We start from the raw sequence: 18863 nt of genomic DNA on the forward strand, positions 1-18863 counted from the left end.
AGGCGCGATGCACGCCGCCCGGCGGTTCAAGTCCCGCTTGGCGTGCGGTATCCGTCCGCGCACAACAGAGAGCAGCGGAAAGCAACAGAGAGCGCTTGAATCAAGCTTCGTGAGGAGAAACCCGTGGTCGGAATGCGCGACGTGGCCAAAAAGGCCGGAGTGTCTTTAAGCACCGTATCGTTGGTGGTGAACGCTTCCGGATACGTTTCGCAAGAGATGCGTCGTCGCGTTGAACAGGCGATGCGCGAATTGGACTATATCCCCAACGAGCTGGCACGCAATCTGTATCGCGGGCGGACCGGCATGATCGGCGTGATTGTGCCGACATTGCGTCATCCGTTTTTCGCGACGTTGGTGTCCGCGTTGCAGGGGCGGCTCGCGAAGCATGAATTGCAGACTTTGCTGTGTTCTACAGCTGATGCGGATACCGGTGAGGCGGAGTATGTCAGCCGCCTGCGCCGGCATATGATGGACGGAATCATCATGGCCGCCCATACTGATCATCCTGCGGATTACTGGACATCGATTGGCCGGCCTGTTGTCGCGTTCGACCGTGCGCTGGGCGATACCATCGCCACAGTCCGTTCCGATCATGAGCAGGGCGGTCGGCTGGTTGCCGAGCAACTGGTGAAGTCGGGGGCCCGCCATGTGGTGATGGTCGGCGGCCCGCGCAGCCAGTTCGATGATCGCGGCGAAGGGGCGACCACATTCCCCACGGTGCGGTATTTCCAGACGCTGGGGGAGCGGCTCGATGCGGCTGGAATTCGGCATGAGTATGTGGCGTGCGGACCGGTCACAGATGTCGAGGGGTACGCGCGGGCGGTGCATCTGCTGTTCGACCGCCTCAGCGAATCGCGTTCCGGCGGCTCTGCCGGTGGTTCTGTCCACGATTCTGGCGTCGGCGATGCCGGGATTCCGCCGGTCGATGCGATTGTCGGTTCTGACGTGGTCGCTGCATGTGCGGTGAAAGAGGCGTTCGCGCACGGGCTGAACGTGCCGCGTGATGTGCAGATCATCGGGTATGACGGTACATGCTTGGTAGATTGCGCCGGATTGACGCTGACGGTCATCAAGCAGGATTTCGATGCGATTGCCGAACGATTGGCTGCACGCATCGTCGACGCCGTCAACGAGCCGGAAGGTCGGGAATCCAAGGACGGTGAGGATTCCAAGGCCGGTAAGGAATCCAAAAACGCCGCGGCAGTCGATATCGTGCCGGTCTCCCTCCATGTCGGCGACACCACCCGCCAGATGGCCTGATTGTCCGATCGCCTGATCAGAAGTATTGGAATTGGGCAGGATACGCGCCGGGTTGATGCGTGTAACGGTCTTGCGCCAACGTGTCAATGGCGTTCTACCGTCTGAGCCGACCCTCCCGGTCGCCGGATGCGCCGATGATGGATACGGAAGCGACAGTGCGGAAATCGCGGTGCTGAAATCATCATGCCGAAGCGACAGGTGCGGGACTACAGATGTGAGATGACAGGTGAAAGAGGCGAGATGACACAGGCTGACAACAATACGCGTGCCGACATGCCGGCAGAAAACGCGGAAACTGGTACTCATCGTGTTACCAGGCTCGCCGCGGCGGTTGCGATTGCATCCGCGCTCGCCGGTGTGGCGGCCGGTCTGCTCACCCTCATGCTCTATGGCGTGGAACACGTGTTCCTCGGGTATGTGGAGGGGGTTTCGGCTCCCGGTCCGTTCGCGGTGCCGGCGTGGCGACGGGCGGTGTCCGTGTTCGTCGGCTTGTCGGTCGCGGCGGTGATCTGGTGGCTGCTGCGTACGCGCACGACCAAAGTGCCGTCGGTCAAACAGGCGGTGGGCGGCTCGCGCATGCCCGCGTGGCAGACCGTGGTGCATGTGATGCTGCAGATTTTCATCGTCGGTTCGGGCGCCTCAATTGGCCGCGAAGTCGCCCCGCGCGAATTGGGCGCGCTGCTCGGCCAGCGGTTCGCGGGTTTGACTCGGCTTGGCAAGCGGGATACGCGCACACTCGTTGCGATCGCTGCTGCTGCGGGTCTCGCCGGCGTCTACAACGCGCCGCTCGCCGGAACTTTCTTCGCCACGGAAATCCTGCTGCGCGAAATCAGTCTGGAAACTGTGGCTTTGGCGTTCGGCGGTTCGGCATTGGCGGCGTGGACGGCCTCGCTAGTCAAAGGTACGCATACCTTCTACGATTTGGGGCAGGTCAGCGCCCTGTTCACGCCGGATCTTATTGCTTTCGCGCTGATTGTCGGCGCGGTGTGCGGGGTGTGCGGCGCTCTGTTCCGCCGCGGTTCCGCATGGGCTGAATCGCATAAGTCCACGGGTGTGACGCTGCTGTGGACCATGCCGCTTGCCGGCGCGCTCACCGGTGTCGCCGCAATCTGGCTGCCGCAGCTTATGGGCAACGGCCGTGCGTTGGGGCAGCTGGGATTCTCGAGCGCGGTTGAACTGTCTGTTATTCCGGGGTTGCTGATTGGGTTTGTGGCGAAAGCCATACTGACCCTGTTGACCATCCGTTCCGGTGCTTCGGGCGGTGTGTTGCAGCCGGGCATCGCGCTGGGTGCGTCGATGGGTGCGATTCTCGGCGTGCTGTGGATGACGTGCTTCCATACGAATATGCTCGCTGTGTATGCGCTGATTGGCGCGTGCGCGTTGCTGTCCGCATCTCAGCAGGCGCCGCTGATGGCGACCTGCTTGGTGATGGAGCTCGCCGCCGCGCCGGTGAACCTGTTTGTGCCCGCCGGCTGCGCGGTCGCGGTGAGTGCGCTGGTGTGCCAGGCGCTCATGCCACGCCTCGACGCGTGGCATCCGCTCGCCGGCATTGCCGCCCGCGTTCACCGTTGATCCCAATCCCAAACTGGGTGCGCTGATCCACGGTCGGAAGCGGGAGATTGCGCTGAATCGGCCATTGGGCGGATAATCTCCCGGGAGAATTGTCGAGTTCGACTCCGTTCTGCAAGAACTCCCAACGACATCGTTGGAATCATGCGGTTCGCAAAATCATGCCGTTGGGAGTTTTCCCACGGATCGGCCGATTCGCGCTAATCTCCCGCGGAAAGTCGGGACTTTACACATTCATGGCCCGTCTCGGCGTAAAGTCCCGATTATCTCGGGAATCATGTGTCCGCATCCGCAGAATCGAATGTCGAAACGCACGGTATGGCAAAGTGACCATGGAACGGGAGAGTGCCGTGCAACGCTCACTGCCATCGGATCGTTGATATTCTGCGGTTTTGATTCCGCGTCGCAGCCGTCTCTGCCAGCCTGACTCTCCGCGGCCGCACAATCGGTCCTCGAAATTCACCGTATGGAAAAGTAACCGTGAGTAGGACGGATGCACGACGCTCGCCACCCCGCCCGTGTACGATGCGAGGCATGAACAACAGCCAAGCCCCCCATACCCCAGCCGAAACCGAACCGCCCGCCCCCGCGCAATCGAACTCCGACCGCCGCATCATCCGCGGCCGCATCTACCGCCATTTCAAGGGCGGCCGGTATCTTGTGGAGGATTTCGCCACGGATTCCGAGTCTGGCCTGCCGGTGGTGGTGTATCGCAAACTGTATGGTGACGGCTCGCTGTGGGTGCGCCCGCTCGAGATGTTCGCCGGCGAGGTCGACCGCGCGAAGTATCCCGACGTCCGGCAGCGCTACCGATTCGAACTCGAGGATATCCCCAGCGTGAATCATCACTGAATTCTTGGCATCGGCTAGCCTCGCAGCCTCGTGTGCCCCGTTCTTCCACGGGGTATCGCAACTCGAAGTCCGCGGCCCAGCTCGCAGCCTCGCTTGCCCCGTTCCTCCCCTCGGATGCATGTGCCTTCCTCGGTATGCCCCGCCTCCATCGCTCTTGCGACACCAGAGAACCCCGTATTCGGCACAGTTTCGCCGATATCCCGCGTGTCGCAAGGCATCATGACCACCCCGTCGCGTACGATATCAAACCGGTTCGATACGCGTTCGGGAATCATTCGGGAATGATGATGGCGGACGGCGACTCGAATCGCCAAATCCACGAAAATCCGCCGAAAACCCGCTACACTATACGTGTTCTGCGTTTGGCGTCGAAGGAGGGTCAATGAAGAACAAAGTCCAGCTCATCACCTATGCCGACCGGTTAGGCGAGGGCACCATCAAGTCCTTGACCGACGTGCTGCGCACCCGCTTTGACGGTGTCTACGAAGGCGTGCACATCCTGCCGTTCTTCACCCCGTTCGACGGCGCCGACGCCGGATTCGACCCGGTGGACCACACCAAGGTCGACCCGCGCCTGGGTACATGGGATGATATCGCCGAGCTGTCCAAGACCCACGACATCATGGTCGACACCATCGTCAACCACATGTCCTGGGAATCCAAGCAATTCCAAGACGTCATGAAGCGCGGCGAAGACAGCCCCTACTACCCGATGTTCCTCACCATGTCGAGCGTCTTCCCCGACGGCGCCACCGAAGAGGACCTCGCCGGCATCTACCGTCCGCGCCCGGGCCTGCCGTTCACCCACTACACGTGGGGCGGCAAGACCCGTCTCGTGTGGACCACCTTCACCCCGCAGCAGGTCGATATCGACACCGATTCCAAGGAGGGTTGGGATTACCTGCTGTCCATCCTCGACCAGCTGTCGCGCAGCCACGTGAGCTACATCCGTCTCGACGCGGTCGGCTACGGCGCCAAGCAGGCTAAGACCAGCTGCTTCATGACCCCCAAGACCTTCGACCTCATTGGCCGGATTAAGACGGAAGCCGAATCCCGCGGTCTCGAAACGCTGATCGAAGTGCACTCCTACTACAAGAAGCAGGTCGCCATCGCCGGCAAGGTTGATCGCGTCTACGATTTCGCGATTCCGGGTCTGCTGTTGCACGCCCTGACCACCGGCAAGACCGGTCCGATCGCCAAGTGGGTCGAGGTGCGCCCGAACAACGCGGTCACCGTACTCGACACGCATGACGGCATCGGCGTCATCGACATCGGCTCCGACCAGCTCGACCGCAGTCTCAAGGGCCTCGTGCCCGACGAGGAGGTCGACCAGCTCGTCGAAACCATCCATGAGAACACCCACGGTGAATCCCGCGCCGCGACTGGTGCCGCCGCCAGCAACCTCGACCTCTATCAGGTCAATTCCACGTATTATTCGGCGCTCGGCTGCAACGACCAGCATTACCTCGCCGCGCGTGCCGTGCAGTTCTTCCTGCCCGGCGTGCCGCAGGTGTACTATGTCGGTGCGCTCGCCGGCGTGAACGACATGGAGCTGCTGCATCGCACGAATGTCGGCCGCGACATCAATCGCCACTACTATTCCGTAGAGGAGATTGACCGTAATCTCGAACGTCCGGTCGTCAAGGCGCTCAACGCCTTGTGCCGCATGCGCAACCAGCTTGACGCATTCGACGGCGAGTTCACCTTCAGTCATGAGGGCGACACGCTGACCTTCGATTGGAAGGGCGAGACCACGTCGGCGAGCCTCACGTTCGAACCGAAACGCGGTCTGGGTGTTGATAACCAGGCTTCCGTGTGCACACTGCGTTGGTCGGATACGGCTGGCGAGCATGAAACCGACGACCTGCTGGCCGCTCCGCCGACGGTCGCCTGAAACGTTTGACTGCCGCTGCCGGGTCCTGACGGACTGGTTACATAACAACGGCATTGCAGAAGGCATTGCGCAAGGCATTGCAAAGGGAATTTGACATGACCAACAATGAGGCCGGTGGAACTGCCGGCAAGAAGCCTGGCAACGGGTATGTCCGCCCGGGTATCGATGACCGCCCTGATTTGGACAAGGCGCTGACTCCGGAGCAGAAAGAGGCGGTCTCCCGTCTCGCTGTCCCACTGCCCAAGAAGGCGAAGAGCGAGGATTCTGCGGCATCCGTAGGCGTCCAGGAGACACGCATGGTCGCGGAAAGCGGCAGCCCTGTCGCGGCGATGGCGAGTTCCGTGGATGCGGCCGTGCTCGACCCGAATTCGGCGTTCAACGACATGCGTGACCCGATGGTCAGCGCTGATGGGCACCGGCCGTCGAAGACCGAGATCATGCGCCTCGGCGTCGGCTTCACGCTCAGCGCCGTCGCCGGAGCCATCCCGTGGGTCGCCTTGAGCGCGGTCATCCTGCCGCAGGTGCTGGAGAACATCGATCCGGCCACCAAGGAGTCCATGCTCGGCACCATCAACGCGGTCGGCTCGATTGTCGCGCTGCTGGCGAACGTGATTTTCGGCACGCTGTCCGATATGACGCGCAGCCGGTTCGGCAAGCGTAGCCCGTGGATCGTGCCCGGCGGCCTGATCGCCGGCCTGTCCGTCGGCCTGATCGCCCTTGCCCAGCACAGCTTCCCGGCGATCCTCGTGCTGTGGTGCTGCGCCCAGCTCGGCTATAACGTGATGCTCGCCCCGTTCGTGGCGACCATGTCCGACCGTGTGCCCGACAAGGTCCGCGGTACGATTTCCGGCTTCTACGGTGCCGGTATCGCCGCCGGCCAGACGCTCGGCAACGTGGTCGGCGCCAAGCTCAACGACAACGGCGCCGCCGGTGTCACGCTCGGCTGGCTGATCGGTGCGGCGATGTTCGCGCTGATCGGCATCATCACGGTCGCCATCTGGCCGCGCGAGGGGTCCAACAAGAACGAGAAGCGCGAGGAAATCACCGCGAAGTCCGTGCTTATGAACTTCCGTCCGCCGCGCCATGCTCCTGATTTCTACTTCGCGCTCGTGGGCCGCACCCTGATGATGGGCGGCTACTGGATGATCAACAGCTACCTGTTCTATATTTCGCAGGATTACATTTACGCGGGCCAGCCGCATGCGAAGGATTCCGCGAACGCGCTGATCGCCGTGATGGGCGTGATCACGCTGGTGGTTTCGCTGATTGCCGCGCTGGCCGCCGGCCCGATTACCGATAAGATCGGCCGCCGCAAGCTGCCGGTCGCCTTGGCCAGCTGCCTGTTCGCCGTCGGCATCCTGATGCCGCTGCTGATGCCGAGCCGTACGGGCATGCTACTGTTCGCCGCGGTCGCTGGCCTCGGCTACGGCGTGTACAACGCGATCGACCAGGCGCTGAACGTCTCCGTGCTGCCGAATCCGGAGGAGGCGGGTAAGGATCTGGGCATTCTGAACCTTGCGAACACGCTGTCCACGGTGATCGGCTCGGTGTTCACGTCGACGATCATCAGCATTTCCAAGGGCATGCATCATGTGACCGCGACGCCGCCATCCGCCTATCGCGTGGTGTTCATCGTCGCCATCGTGATTGTGCTGGTCGCCGCCTACCTGATCATGCGCATCAAGAAAGTGAAGTGACGCCGCGGGCGGCTTGCCCTCCGCAAGTGCGTGTGGCCCGACGACGGTGGCGGATTTTAAACGTCAGTTCGGTTGCGGGCAGCGCGCTTTGTGCTAGCGCGTGTGGCTGCGACGTCTCGCAAAGCCTGAGTGCGTGTGATGCGTGTGATGTGCCGGCCGGGTGCCTGTTCCCCTCATTGCGGGGCGAAACAGGTGCCCGGCCGCTTGCGTTTTTCGCACTGGCTGTGCAGGTGAAGGCATCCCGGCACGCCTGCGACCGCAGCCCCCTCCGATTTGGCGAGATATTCAGATTGGAGTCTGAAAAACTCTCGGATTCGCCCTTCTGTCGCGAGATATTGAGAGATTTTTCTGAATATCTCGCGTCTGGACATGTTTTCGCGAGATTTTCAGATTCTGGCGAGTCGTCACAGCGATGGCGGATTCTTGAGAACCGCGGAATATCAACGCTGTGAGGGCGCCTCATTCGTGCGGGCTGGCCCATAGAATCTCAATAAATTTCGGATTTGCGTTCCCGTCGGAGTTTTTCAGAGATTTTTCTGAAAATCTCGCTGATCTCGACGTTTCGCTGAGATATTGAGATTGCGCATTGAGAACTGAAGGCCGGCAGAATCGATTCACAGGTTTATCTGCCCCTGTCTCCTGCCGGTCGTGCAGGTGCGTGACGGCCAATCGTGGTGGCGTGCAATTGTGGCAGTCCCGTTCATCCTCGCACAAACCGGTTACGCTGACGGCCGGCTCCGCGTAACCAGTTTGTAAGGCGAGCGCGATTTATGACGATTCGTGGCGAAATCAGGTCTGAGCATGTTCCTCAGCATGTTGATGCTTTGGCCGCTGCGGGAGTTTGCACGGATTCCTTCATCGCGTGGAAGAACTCCCTAGGCGCGTGTCAATCGTTCATTGCTGCGGATCAGCTCCTGATTGAGAGCGTTGGAAATCCGCGGTGCGCCCGCATGCCGGCGGAATCGGCTGTGGGAGTTTATCGTGTTTACGTTGATTTGATGCTGAACTCCCGGCGTCCTGATTTTGTGAACCGTATGATTCCGACGATTCCGTTGGGAGTTCTGGCGCAACCCGTCCCAATCCCACTGTTCTCCCGGGAGATTATGCCCATGCCGATCAATTTGTCGCAATCTCCCGCCTCCGACCGTTCCCGCTCATCTGGCTGCACTCGACCGTTCCTCCCGCCTCCGACCGTTCCCGCTCATCCGGTCGTACCCGGCCGCGCTCGACTGCACCCGGCGCATTGCATCCGATTGCAATCCCCGTATCTGACTCCAAACCGGAAGTCGCCGCGCGCAATCCGGCTGCCGTCTTACTCCCTGCAATCTTTCTGCCGTCACCACCCGTAACATCGCACTCCGCCGATTCCCCACGACTCTTCCGTCGCTGCGCGTATGCCGGCGGAATCGGCTGTGGGAGTTTATCGTGTTTACGTTGATTTGATGCTGAACTCCCGGCGTCCTGATTTTGTGGACCGTATGATTCCGACGATTCCGTTGGGAGTTCTGGCGCAACCCGTCCCAATCCCACTGTTCTCCCGGGAGTTTATCGTGTTCGTGTTGATTTGATGTTGAACTCCCGCCTCCCTGATTTTGCGAACCGCATGATTCCAACGATTCTGTTGGGAGTTCCGGCAAAATTCGCTCTGACTCCACTGTTCTCCCGGGAGTTTATGCGCCAGCCGGCCGATTCGCCGCAATCTCCCGCGATTTCCCGCAACCGACCATGATCCCCACGCCCCGCTCAGCGCCGCGCCCTGCCGCACTCCGGCCTCGCGCCGCAACTCCACCACATCGAAGTCAAACGTTCAACCCGTTGATATTACGGCCTTCCCGACATGTCCACATAGTGGACATCGCCTCCTTGTGGCGGGCGAACCCTCCTATGGTTAGGGGCCAGTTGGGAAGACATCCCAAAGAGAACCGAAAGGAGGACGCCACGATGAACGGTCTGCTGTTGCTGCGAGTTTCCGCACGAATTATTAGCCCGTCTTCGTTGGCGGACTGATTCGGTACATGCTGAGCCCCGCTGACGAATGCGGGGCCGGATAAATCATTCGCCCTGCATACATCGCGGGGCTTTTTTGTTGCACTGCAAATCCCACAAGGATCGCCACAGATTCGCAACCAGCATCCAGCTCAAAACAAAACAGATGGAACCGTGTCGCACGCGAGCAACGTCGGCACGTCCAGGAGCAATCCAGGAGCAATCATGACAGCAGTCGAACAGACGACTGGCCTTCAACAGGCCGCCGGCAAAGTGGAACAGATGACGCGTGACTCGGTGCGTACCGTCATTGCCGCTTCCATGGTCGGCACAGCCATCGAGTTCTATGACTTCTACGCATACGGCACCGCCGCTGCGAACTATTTCCCGAAGGTGTTCTTCAGCGACACGACCAATCCGACGGTCGCGCTGCTGATGTCGCTGCTCACCTTCTCCATCGCCTTCATCGCTCGCCCGGTCGGTTCCCTGATTTTCGGCCATTTCGGCGATCGCATGGGTCGCAAGACCACGCTGGTTGTGTCACTGCTGACGATGGGTATCGCCACCTTCCTGATCGGCTGCCTGCCGACTTATGACATGTGGGGTATCGCCGCGGTCGCGCTGCTGTGCCTGTGCCGCTTCGTCCAGGGTATCGGCCTGGGCGGCGAATGGTCCGGCGCCGCGCTGGTGGCGACCGAGAACGCGCCTGAAGACAAGCGCGCCTTGTACGGCTCCTTCCCGGAGTTGGGCGCCCCGATCGGCTTCTTCCTGTCGAACGGCACGTACTTCCTGCTCGAAAGCTTCAACGATAACGCCGCGATGGTCTCTTGGGGCTGGCGCGTGCCGTTCCTGCTGTCGAGCGTGCTGGTGATCGTCGGTCTTGTCGTGCGCGTTCAGATGGAGGAGACTCCGGTCTTCCGTCTCGCCCAGCAGCAGCACAAGGTGGTCAAGTCCCCGCTGACTGAGGTGTTCCGTAAGAGCTGGCGTCAGGTGATCCAGGCGACCTTCATCGTCGCTGTGACTTACACGCTGTTCTACACGCTCGCCACTTGGTCGCTCGCTTGGGGCACGAAGACTGTCGCCCAGGGTGGTGGCAGCCTCGGCTTCACGAACCGTGAGTATCTGCTCATGCTCATGATCGCCATCTGCGTGTTCGCACTGTTCATCGTGCTGTCCTGCGTGTATGCCGATCGCATCGGCCGCCGTCGCGTGCTCGTGTTCTCCTCGGTCGCGCTGGTGGTGTTCGCGCTGGTGTTCCCGTACCTGCTCATGGGTCACCGCAACTTCTTCCAGGTTGAGCTGTTCCTGTGCGTCGGCTTCGCTCTGATGGGCATCGCGTTCGGCCCGATCGGCGCGTTCCTGCCTGAGCTGTTCGATGCGAACGTGCGCTACTCGGGTTCCGGCATCGGCTACAATCTCGCCGCGATTGTGGGTGCCGCGTTCGTTCCGACGATCGCCACCTGGCTGTCCCATCATTGGGGCGTGCGTTCGGTCGGCCTGTATCTCGGCGTGATGGCTGTGTGCTGCCTGGTCGCGGTGCTCAGCTGCCGTGAGACGAAGGACACCGATTTCACCAAGTGACGTCGGCGCGTGGAGCCGGCGGTCGCGGTCGCGGCTTTCGACAGGCGGTCAGCGGATTGCCGGCTCCCCGTCATGGGCGTCCTTGCGGATTGCACGCTTCGGCGTTTGTCCGCAGTCAATACCTGAGATATCTGAATATTGATATCTGACCACAAATAACTGAACACGTAAGTACATAACTACATAACTGAAGACGACATAACTGAATATCGATTCCACTTTGGATTTTGGCGCGATTCCGAGGCGTGGCGGTTGGTTTTCCGCCCGCCGCGTCCCGGTTCCGCACTACGGTCCGGAGACCAACTACCCATGTGCTTGATGGCTTGCGAAAAAGTTTTGCCGAGGTGTTCAACTAGTGGAACGCGTTCGATACAGGACGCCGGTTCTAGTATGATGGGCATCAATCAAGGACAAAATCCTTTTTGCAGAAGTTACAAGCAAAGTGCCGGTGTCAAGCCGGCAAGGGATTTTCCCAAAACAAGGAGTGCTACATATGGCAGCAACTATCTGGTATGAGAAGGATGCGGATCTCTCCGTGCTCAATGGCAAGAAGGTCGCCATTCTCGGTTACGGCTCCCAGGGCCACGCCCACGCGCTGAACCTGCGCGATTCCGGCGTTGACGTCGTCGTCGGCCTGCGCCCGACCTCCAAGTCCGTGGATTACGCCAAGGAGCAGGGCCTCGAGGTCAAGTCCGTGCCGGAAGCGGTCGCCGAAGCCGATATCGTCATGATCCTGCTGCCTGATCAGTACCAGGCTCAGGTCTACAAGGAGCAGGTTGAGCCGAACCTGAAGCCGGGCGCTGCTCTGGCCTTCGCTCACGGCTTCAACATCCACTACGGCTACATCAAGCCGACCGAGGATCACCCGGTGTTCATGGTCGCTCCGAAGGGCCCGGGCCACATCGTCCGTCGTGAGTACACCAACGGCCGTGGCGTCCCGGTGGTTGTGGCTGTCGAGCAGGATCCTCGCGGCGACGGCTGGGATATCACCCTGGCTTACGCGAAGGCCCTCGGCGCTCTGCGCGCTGGCGCCATCAAGACCACCTTCAAGGAAGAGACCGAGACCGATCTGTTCGGCGAGCAGGATGTCCTCATGGGCGGCATCAACCACCTGTGCGACATGGGCTTCGACGTGCTGACCGAGGCTGGTTATCAGCCGGAGATCGCGTACTTCGAGGTGTTCCACGAGCTGAAGATGCTCGTCGACCTGGCTAACGAGGGTGGCCTGAACAAGGCTCGTTGGTCCTGCTCTGACACCGCTCAGTACGGCGACTACACCTCCACCGTGATCAACGAGGAGACCAAGAAGCGCATGGAGTATCAGCTCAAGCGCATCCAGGACGGCTCCTTCGCCAAGGAGTTCATGGACGACCAGGCTGCTGGTGCCCCGAAGTTCAAGAAGCTGCAGGAAGAGTACTCTCACCCGCACCTCGAGACCGTCGGCCCGAAGCTTCGCGCTATGTTCTCCTGGAACAACCAGAAGGACGCTGACGCTGATATGACCGAGTCCTTCAACGGCAAGATCGCTCGTACCCAGGTGCAGTGATTGCGGGCGGCGCTTCGGCGGCTGAGCCAGTGGCCGGCTAGCCGAGGTTCCGCATAGCGTTTGAAAGAGACCGTCGTCCGGTTCGTCCGGCCGGCGGTCTTTTTGTATCTCCTCCCAAACTGGTGACGCCGGGGAGGCCACCAGCGTAGCCAGTTCGTGTACTCTCCCAAACTGGTGACGCAAACCAAAGGTCCTAGCGTAGCCAGTTTGTGATGGACGAGGCGGGGCTACACGCATGTACGTGTGCGCACTTCAACCTTCTACCGGCGCTGACAGACACCTCAGCGTCGGCAGAAGCAGGGGACAGCGGGTCGGCATAACCGGTGGGGTCGGGAGTCGGCTCACCGTCCACGCGTTCAGGCGGTTGAGGGCGGTTGTCCCGCTGGATGTGTGGGATTCGGCGTGCAGGGAGTTGGGTGTGCGGGGCCGGGTATGCGGGAAGTCGGGTGCGGATAGCTTGCCGATATGGCCAGCGCGGGAGAAGTCGACGGATTTACGATTTACAGCGAAAGCTCCCACATCGAGTGCGGGAGATTAGCCACAAATCAGGGATTCGCCGATAATCTCCCAAACAAAACGTTGAAATTCCGTGATTCACAAAATCCGGTCTTGGAGCCACGGTTGGGAAAACGCCGCAGGATTCGTGTATCCGCTCTAAACTCCCGCGGAAATCTGGGAGTTTACCCGCGTGGAGGCAATCCGCATGCGTTCTCCCGACGGCTCCTGCCGTCCGAGACCCACCCACGGCCCAAGATAACAGAGCATTCGGTGTCAACGTGGGAGAACTCGCATGGATGGTCATCCGTGGCGATAAATCCCGCTTCACGGCATGACTGATATTGCTCCGCGACACGATTCCAAAACAATCCCGAATCGCAGATATCCACTGCGTTTCGCAACCCAGCGGAAAAGGGTTGACGCGTCCGAAGGAAAAAAGGGGGACAACCTTCGGACGCGCCAAGTCTAGGCTTGCGGTACGTCGGCGCAGAAGGGGATGCCTGGCAGTCCGTCGGCATTGCGCACGGGCGCAGGCCCCCAGCTTTTCCACGCGTACCGGATTGCGACGGGTTGCGGCACATCTGGGCTGAAGACGCGGATTACGCCGTCGCCTTCGCCGGCCGTGTCGCCCGTCGTGCCGCTCGCCGCGCTACCCGCTGTACCCGGCTCGCTGAAGAGACCGGTCTTCCCGCCGTGTACTGCACAATCAGGCACGATTCGCGCGGCAGCATCATGGAAGACGCCGTCGGCGCCGGCGAGCTCGAATCCGGATTGCTCAGCCGAACGAGACACCGCATCCAGTCCGTCGGCGTTCGTCGTGCCGGGCACGGTCCCGTCGAATCGGAGTCCCGCAGCATGACGGTACCGCACCAGCACAGCTCCGCCGCGCTCGGAGTCATCGGAGCTGCCATCTGAGCCGTCGCCGCCACCGGCACAACCACCGGCACAACCGTCGGCAGAGTAATCAGCAGAGCCGTCGACCGCCCGTATTGCCAAGGGTTCCGGCCCACAAACGGCGATTTCGCGGCATCTGTACATCGTGCCCAACGCCATGGCGGCCGTGCGTTCGCCGACCGTGCGCTTGTCGTAGGGGTGGATGTTGTCGAACTCGCCGCAGTCAATAGTGCATACGGTGGCGACGCTTGGAATCTCGCGGCTTGCGGCCCATTGCGCGTCGCGGATGACTGGCCAGTCAAGCGGGTCGGCGTGCGCTTCGGCGGTCGCGCGGTCGATCCATTGCGGGAGCTGGATGATGATGAACGGCAGTTCAGCGCAATGCGCCGCATACTTGGGGCGAGCTGCGTACACGGCGGATGCGGCATCACCTGCGGCGAATGGTAACGATATCATCGTTGTCTTTCAAGGCATGAGCGCTGGGGAACCTTGGGGTTGCGCTGCTATAAGATGAAGGGGTTAACATGTACAAATACATATGAACTGAAGGGTGAAAGCCATGGGCAGTGGAAAGTCGAAGGTGACCATCACCGATGTGGCAAAAGCCGCAGGGGTTTCCAACAGCGCGGTCTCCTACGCCCTCAACGGCAAGCCCGGCGTCTCCGAACAAACGCGTAAAAAGGTGCTGGAAATCGCCGATTCGATGGGTTGGAAGCCAAACAGCGCCGCCAAAGCCTTGTCCGTGGCGCATACGCACACCATTGGCGTGGTCCTGAACGCAAGCAGCACCTTGCTCGGCGTGGAGCCCTACTTCATGGAGCTGTTCTCCAGCGTTGGTGTGGAACTCGAGAAGGAAGACTACTCCCTGCTGCTGCGCTTCGCGCATGATGACGACGAGGCGCTTCGCGTACACCGCAATTGGATTGCCGCCGGCAGCGTGGACGCGGTGATGATTTTCAACGTCGAAATCGGAGACCGTCGCGTCGAGCTGTATCGGCAACATCCTGAAGTACCGGCGCTGGTGTTCTCTGATGCATCCGTATCCGGCGGCCTGACGACCATCAGCAGCAACGACGCCGATGGGACCCGCCAAATCGTCAAATACCTGCATGATTTGGGGCATACTCATATCGCGCGCGTCGCCGGTCCTGAACGATTCGGTCACACGTATCTGCGCGATCGGGTCTTCAGTGAGGAAACCGCGAAATATGGCATGCGGTATGACTGCTTGCACGCTGACTACACGCCGCAGGAAGGCCGCGATTGCACGAAACGGCTGCTGACATTGCCGCAAACGCCTACGGCGATTGTGTACGACAACGATGTGATGACGATCGAAGGCCTGCATGTGGCGTCCGCCAAGGGAATCAACGTGCCTGAAGACCTGTCGCTTATTTCGTGGGACGATTCCTACCTGTGCACGGTCACCGAACCGCGGCTGACCGCGCTCGCCCGCAATATTCCCGCGCTTGGCGGGCAGGTCGTTTCGATGCTGTATGCGTTGATCGACGGCGAATCCGTCGCCAACCAGTTCGAGCCCGGATATCGGCTCATCACCCGCGAATCAACGGCCGCGCCCCGCGCCGAGTGAGGCGGTGTAGTCAGGCCTCGGGTGATTCGTGGTGTGTCCCCGGGCCTCTCTCCTACAAACTGTCTACGCTGGGGAGACTGTTTGCGTAGCTAGTTTGTGAAGGGGCGGGAGGTTGGTGACGGCGTGCTGCGGGAATTGCGCGCCTCATCCGCGGTGACGAGCGGGTCGTCGAATACGCGTTGGCGCCGCATAGCCACGACATCAAGCCAAACGCTGCACCCGGCAAACAGCAGTCCCCAGAAGAATCCGACGAAGAACAATCCTCCGGGCGCCCATACGGCGACAGCCACAGGTATCGCCATCAGCGCGACGATGATGAGGGCCGGCAGAGGGTTCCTTGGACTTGATGCAGCCGGTTCCGGCACCGTGTGGTCTTCAGTGTTTTTCAGTATCGTCTTCAGCGCTGCATCGTCCTCTTGGCACTCCATTTTCGTCCCGGATGTCATCTTCAGCTATGGCGATTTCGCTTGAATTCCAACCATCCTTGCGTCCGCGTGATAGCCTAAATCCATGACACTAGACAATGCGGGACATTCTGTCCGTTTCCCTGGCGCGGATGCCCCTGTTCCCGGCGCGACTGCGCCTGCGATGATGCAGCCCGTCACGCCGACGCCGACTACGCCAATCGCTCAGCCCGCGCTACCTGTGCAGTCAGCGCAACCTGTGCAATCAACGCAACCCGGTATCACGACATCGTCTGTGCAAGCCGTACCGCCTGTTCAGCCCGCGCGGCCTATGCAACCTGTGCCTCCCAACCCCGCCGCCGCGGTATCCATCCGCGGCCTGCTGAAGCGCTTCGGTGACAAAGTCGCCGTCAACGGTCTGTCGCTTGATATTCCCGTCGGCTCCTTCTACGGTCTGGTCGGCCCCAATGGCGCCGGCAAAACCACCACGCTCAACATGGTCACCGGCCTGCTTCGCCCGGATGGCGGTATCGCCACGATTCTCGGGCGGGATGTGTGGAGCGACGTGAACGCAGTCAAGCGCACCATCGGCGTCATGCCGCAGCCTGATGAGATTTTTAACCGTCTCACCGGCATGCAGCTGTTGGTCTACTGCGGTATGTTGCGCGGCATGCCTCGTGTTCAAGCGCTTCAGCGAGCTGGAGACCTGCTTACCGCCTTCGACCTGTCCAATGCCGCCAACGTCATGGTCGCCGACTATTCAGCGGGAATGACTAAGAAGATCTGCCTCGCATGCGCCATGATTCACAGCCCCCGCATTCTGGTGCTCGACGAACCGTTTGAATCGGTTGATCCGGTCTCCAGTGCCAATCTCAAGGACATCCTCATCGAATACGTGTCCACAGGCGGCACGGTGATCATCTCCTCGCATGTGATGGCGCTTGTCGAGAAAATGTGCACGCATGTCGCGGTCATCAATCGAGGCGTGGTATGCGCGGCCGGAACCATCAGCCAAGTGGCCGCCGGCGAGGATCTCGAAGAGCGGTTCCTGCAATTGGTCGGCGGCAGGCATGGCGCCGCGCATATCGCGTGGTTGGATGGAGGCGCGCAATGACCGCTCCCGTTCCGGCCCCGGCTTCCGTTCCGTCTCCCGCTCCCGCGCCGGTTCCTGCCCCCGGCGCACCAGCTGTTCCCACCTTCGGCGCGCCCGCTCCCGGAGCCGCTCCTCTTCAAGCGCCCGCTCCCGCCTCTGCCTCCGCCCCCGCCTCCGGCGCTCCCAAGGCGGCCGTCACGCTCATCCGTCTGCGCTGGGTCCTCACCTTCGCCTCGCTTAAGCATTCCCCGCAACGCATCATCGCCGCCATCGTGTCGCTGATTGTTGCCATCTGCCTGATTGTGGGCGCCGCCGTCACCGCGTTGAGATTCGGCGACGATGTCATGCCCGCCGCCACCCACGCCGGCGACCTGCTCAACACAATCGTGGTGCTGGGCGGGGCCGTCGCCATGCTGGGCGTCCTGCTGCTCCAACTCATGTACGTCGGTCAGGCAAGCGCCATGGATCCGCAGAAATTCAAACTGTTCGGCATCGATGACGGCAGGCTGACGCGTGGATTGTTCGCTGCCGGTATGTGCGGATTGCCGGCGATCTGCGGTATGCTCACCCTGCTTGCGTTCGCGCCGATATACCGGGGGACGAGCGCGTTGATGGTGGTTGTGGCCGTGCTGTCGGCTCCAGTGACGGTCGCCGTGCTTCTGGCCATGTCGAAGGCGATGATTTCGCTGTTTTCCGTGCTCGCGGATTCGCGGCGCACCCGCAGCTGGCTGTACATCCTGAGTATGCCGTTGTGCTTCTTCGCGTTCCAGCTGCCGAATATCCTGATGAGCTCCGGCGTCAAGGAAGTCACCTACGCAAAATATGCGGTGGTCGCCGCCTGGACACCGTTCGGAGCGGCCTTCCAACTGCCCTTCGACGCGGGACAGGGGCATTGGGGCCTGATTGCGGCGCGTCTGGTGATTATCGCCGTCACCTGTTGGATATGCTATCGGGCGTGCCTGTGGTGTTTGCGCAGGGAACGCACGGTCGGCGGCCGGTCTACGACGGCGCAAGTGCAGCGCGGCATCGGCATGTTCGCTCGTGTTCCCGACAGTGTGTCCGGCGCGATTTCCGCGCGCTTGGCGACGTATCTGCGTCGGGATCCCAGACAGCTGGTCATGTACGCAGCGCCTGTGCTGGTGCTGGTGGCGATGCTGTTGCAACCGGAGGATACGCGGTATGCGGTTTGGTTCGCCGTCGCTACGGGCGGGCTGGTGCTTGCCGCGCTTGAGGGCAACGGCGTCGCATATGACGGGCTCGGGTTCACGCTTGAAGTGCTCAGCGGCGTGCGGGGGATTGATGACCGGCGTGGTCGCGTTCGCGTGCACGTGGCGATTATCCTCGTGTACTTGACGTTGCTTTCAATCGTGTGCGTGGCGGCGACCGGCGCGTGGACGCCGAAGACCGGACTGGACATGTCGGTGATGTTCTGGGCGTTGAGTGTGGGGCTCGGATTGTGCGCGGTCGGTGTGGCCGAGGTGATTTCACCGGTGTTCATGTATCCGATAGCCCCTGCGGATCGGCCGTTTTCCACGCCGCAGGGCCGTGCGGCCAGTCAGGCGCTGATTCCGCTGATTCATATGTTCGGGTCGATGATTGTGCTGTTGCCGACGGGGTTGGTTGCGATGGCGCTTGCGATGGCGGGTGTCAGCGATGCCGGTTTGCCGTGGTGTGTCGCGCTCGCCGCGCTGCTCAACGGTGTCGGCGTTCTCGCGCTGGGGACGTGGCTGGGTGGCATTGTGCTGGATGAGCGCCAACTGACGGTGCTTGACCACCTGCGTGATTTCGCGTCCCTCCAGTAAACCGCGGCCTGTCCTGTTATCGTCTCCCCACATACACGTCTCCCCACATACAAACTGGTTACGCTAGGACCGTCGTCAGCGTAACCAGTTTGTGTATTGTCGTCCGGAGCATCGGACCGCGGTGTTGTCCGGGGTGCCATACCCGGGTGTCATGCCGTGGTGCCGTTCCGGTGTGTATCTCTCCCAACCTTCTGCC

12 protein-coding genes are annotated in these 18863 nt (G+C 61.2%); 11 read left to right on the top strand and 1 reads right to left on the bottom strand.

Going from position 1 to position 18863, the window contains the following annotated elements; translation table 11 throughout:
* Positions 1-123 precede the first annotated feature (123 nt).
* The 7 genes from CQR48_RS00745 to ilvC all read left to right on the top strand — a co-directional run bounded on the left by CQR48_RS00745 (position 124) and on the right by ilvC (position 12385).
* Positions 124-1260, top strand: coding sequence for a LacI family DNA-binding transcriptional regulator (locus CQR48_RS00745; protein ID WP_101451630.1), 1137 nt, complete (start codon positions 124-126; stop codon positions 1258-1260).
* A 240-nt stretch (positions 1261-1500) separates the two neighbouring features.
* Entirely contained in the window at positions 1501-2832 is a 1332-nt protein-coding gene (locus CQR48_RS00750) for a chloride channel protein (RefSeq protein ID WP_101451631.1), read from the top strand.
* Positions 2833-3363: 531 nt separating this feature from the next.
* Positions 3364-3681, top strand: coding sequence for a DUF1653 domain-containing protein (locus tag CQR48_RS00755; RefSeq protein ID WP_101451632.1), 318 nt, complete (start codon positions 3364-3366; stop codon positions 3679-3681).
* Positions 3682-4063: 382 nt separating this feature from the next.
* Complete coding sequence (gene gtfA, locus CQR48_RS00760; protein WP_101451633.1) at positions 4064-5575, top strand: sucrose phosphorylase; 1512 nt, start codon at positions 4064-4066, stop codon at positions 5573-5575.
* 95 nt (positions 5576-5670) lie between these two features.
* Complete coding sequence (locus CQR48_RS00765; protein ID WP_101451634.1) at positions 5671-7272, top strand: MFS transporter; 1602 nt, start codon at positions 5671-5673, stop codon at positions 7270-7272.
* A 2211-nt stretch (positions 7273-9483) separates the two neighbouring features.
* Positions 9484-10839: an MFS transporter gene (locus CQR48_RS00770; RefSeq protein WP_101451635.1), complete on the top strand. Its 1356-nt coding sequence runs from the start codon at positions 9484-9486 to the stop codon at positions 10837-10839.
* 493 nt (positions 10840-11332) lie between these two features.
* The gene (ilvC, locus tag CQR48_RS00775; protein ID WP_044092678.1) at positions 11333-12385 is read left to right on the top strand and encodes a ketol-acid reductoisomerase; all 1053 of its coding nucleotides are present in this window, start codon (positions 11333-11335) and stop codon (positions 12383-12385) included.
* A 963-nt stretch (positions 12386-13348) separates the two neighbouring features.
* Here ilvC and CQR48_RS00780 read toward each other — a convergent pair.
* Positions 13349-14233, bottom strand: a complete 885-nt coding sequence (locus CQR48_RS00780) for a hypothetical protein (RefSeq protein ID WP_101451636.1) — start codon at positions 14231-14233, stop codon at positions 13349-13351.
* A gap of 103 nt (positions 14234-14336) precedes the next feature.
* On the opposite strand from CQR48_RS00780, the gene CQR48_RS00785 reads away from it, so the two are divergent.
* The 4 genes from CQR48_RS00785 (at position 14337) to CQR48_RS00800 (ending at position 18667) form a co-directional block, all read left to right on the top strand.
* Entirely contained in the window at positions 14337-15368 is a 1032-nt protein-coding gene (locus CQR48_RS00785; RefSeq protein WP_101451637.1) for a LacI family DNA-binding transcriptional regulator, read from the top strand.
* A 96-nt stretch (positions 15369-15464) separates the two neighbouring features.
* The gene (locus CQR48_RS08965) at positions 15465-15839 is read left to right on the top strand and encodes a hypothetical protein (RefSeq protein ID WP_143252436.1); all 375 of its coding nucleotides are present in this window, start codon (positions 15465-15467) and stop codon (positions 15837-15839) included.
* 264 nt (positions 15840-16103) lie between these two features.
* Complete coding sequence (locus tag CQR48_RS00795; protein ID WP_033493646.1) at positions 16104-16886, top strand: ABC transporter ATP-binding protein; 783 nt, start codon at positions 16104-16106, stop codon at positions 16884-16886.
* Positions 16883-18667 (top strand): ABC transporter permease, encoded by a 1785-nt coding sequence (locus CQR48_RS00800; RefSeq protein WP_180334477.1) that lies wholly within the window; start codon positions 16883-16885, stop codon positions 18665-18667. The genes CQR48_RS00795 and CQR48_RS00800 overlap by 4 nt, the downstream gene beginning before the upstream one ends.
* Positions 18668-18863 lie beyond the last annotated feature (196 nt).

The sequence above is a fragment of the Bifidobacterium thermophilum genome (assembly GCF_002846655.1).
Taxonomy (GTDB): Bacteria; Actinomycetota; Actinomycetes; order Actinomycetales; family Bifidobacteriaceae; genus Bifidobacterium; species Bifidobacterium thermophilum.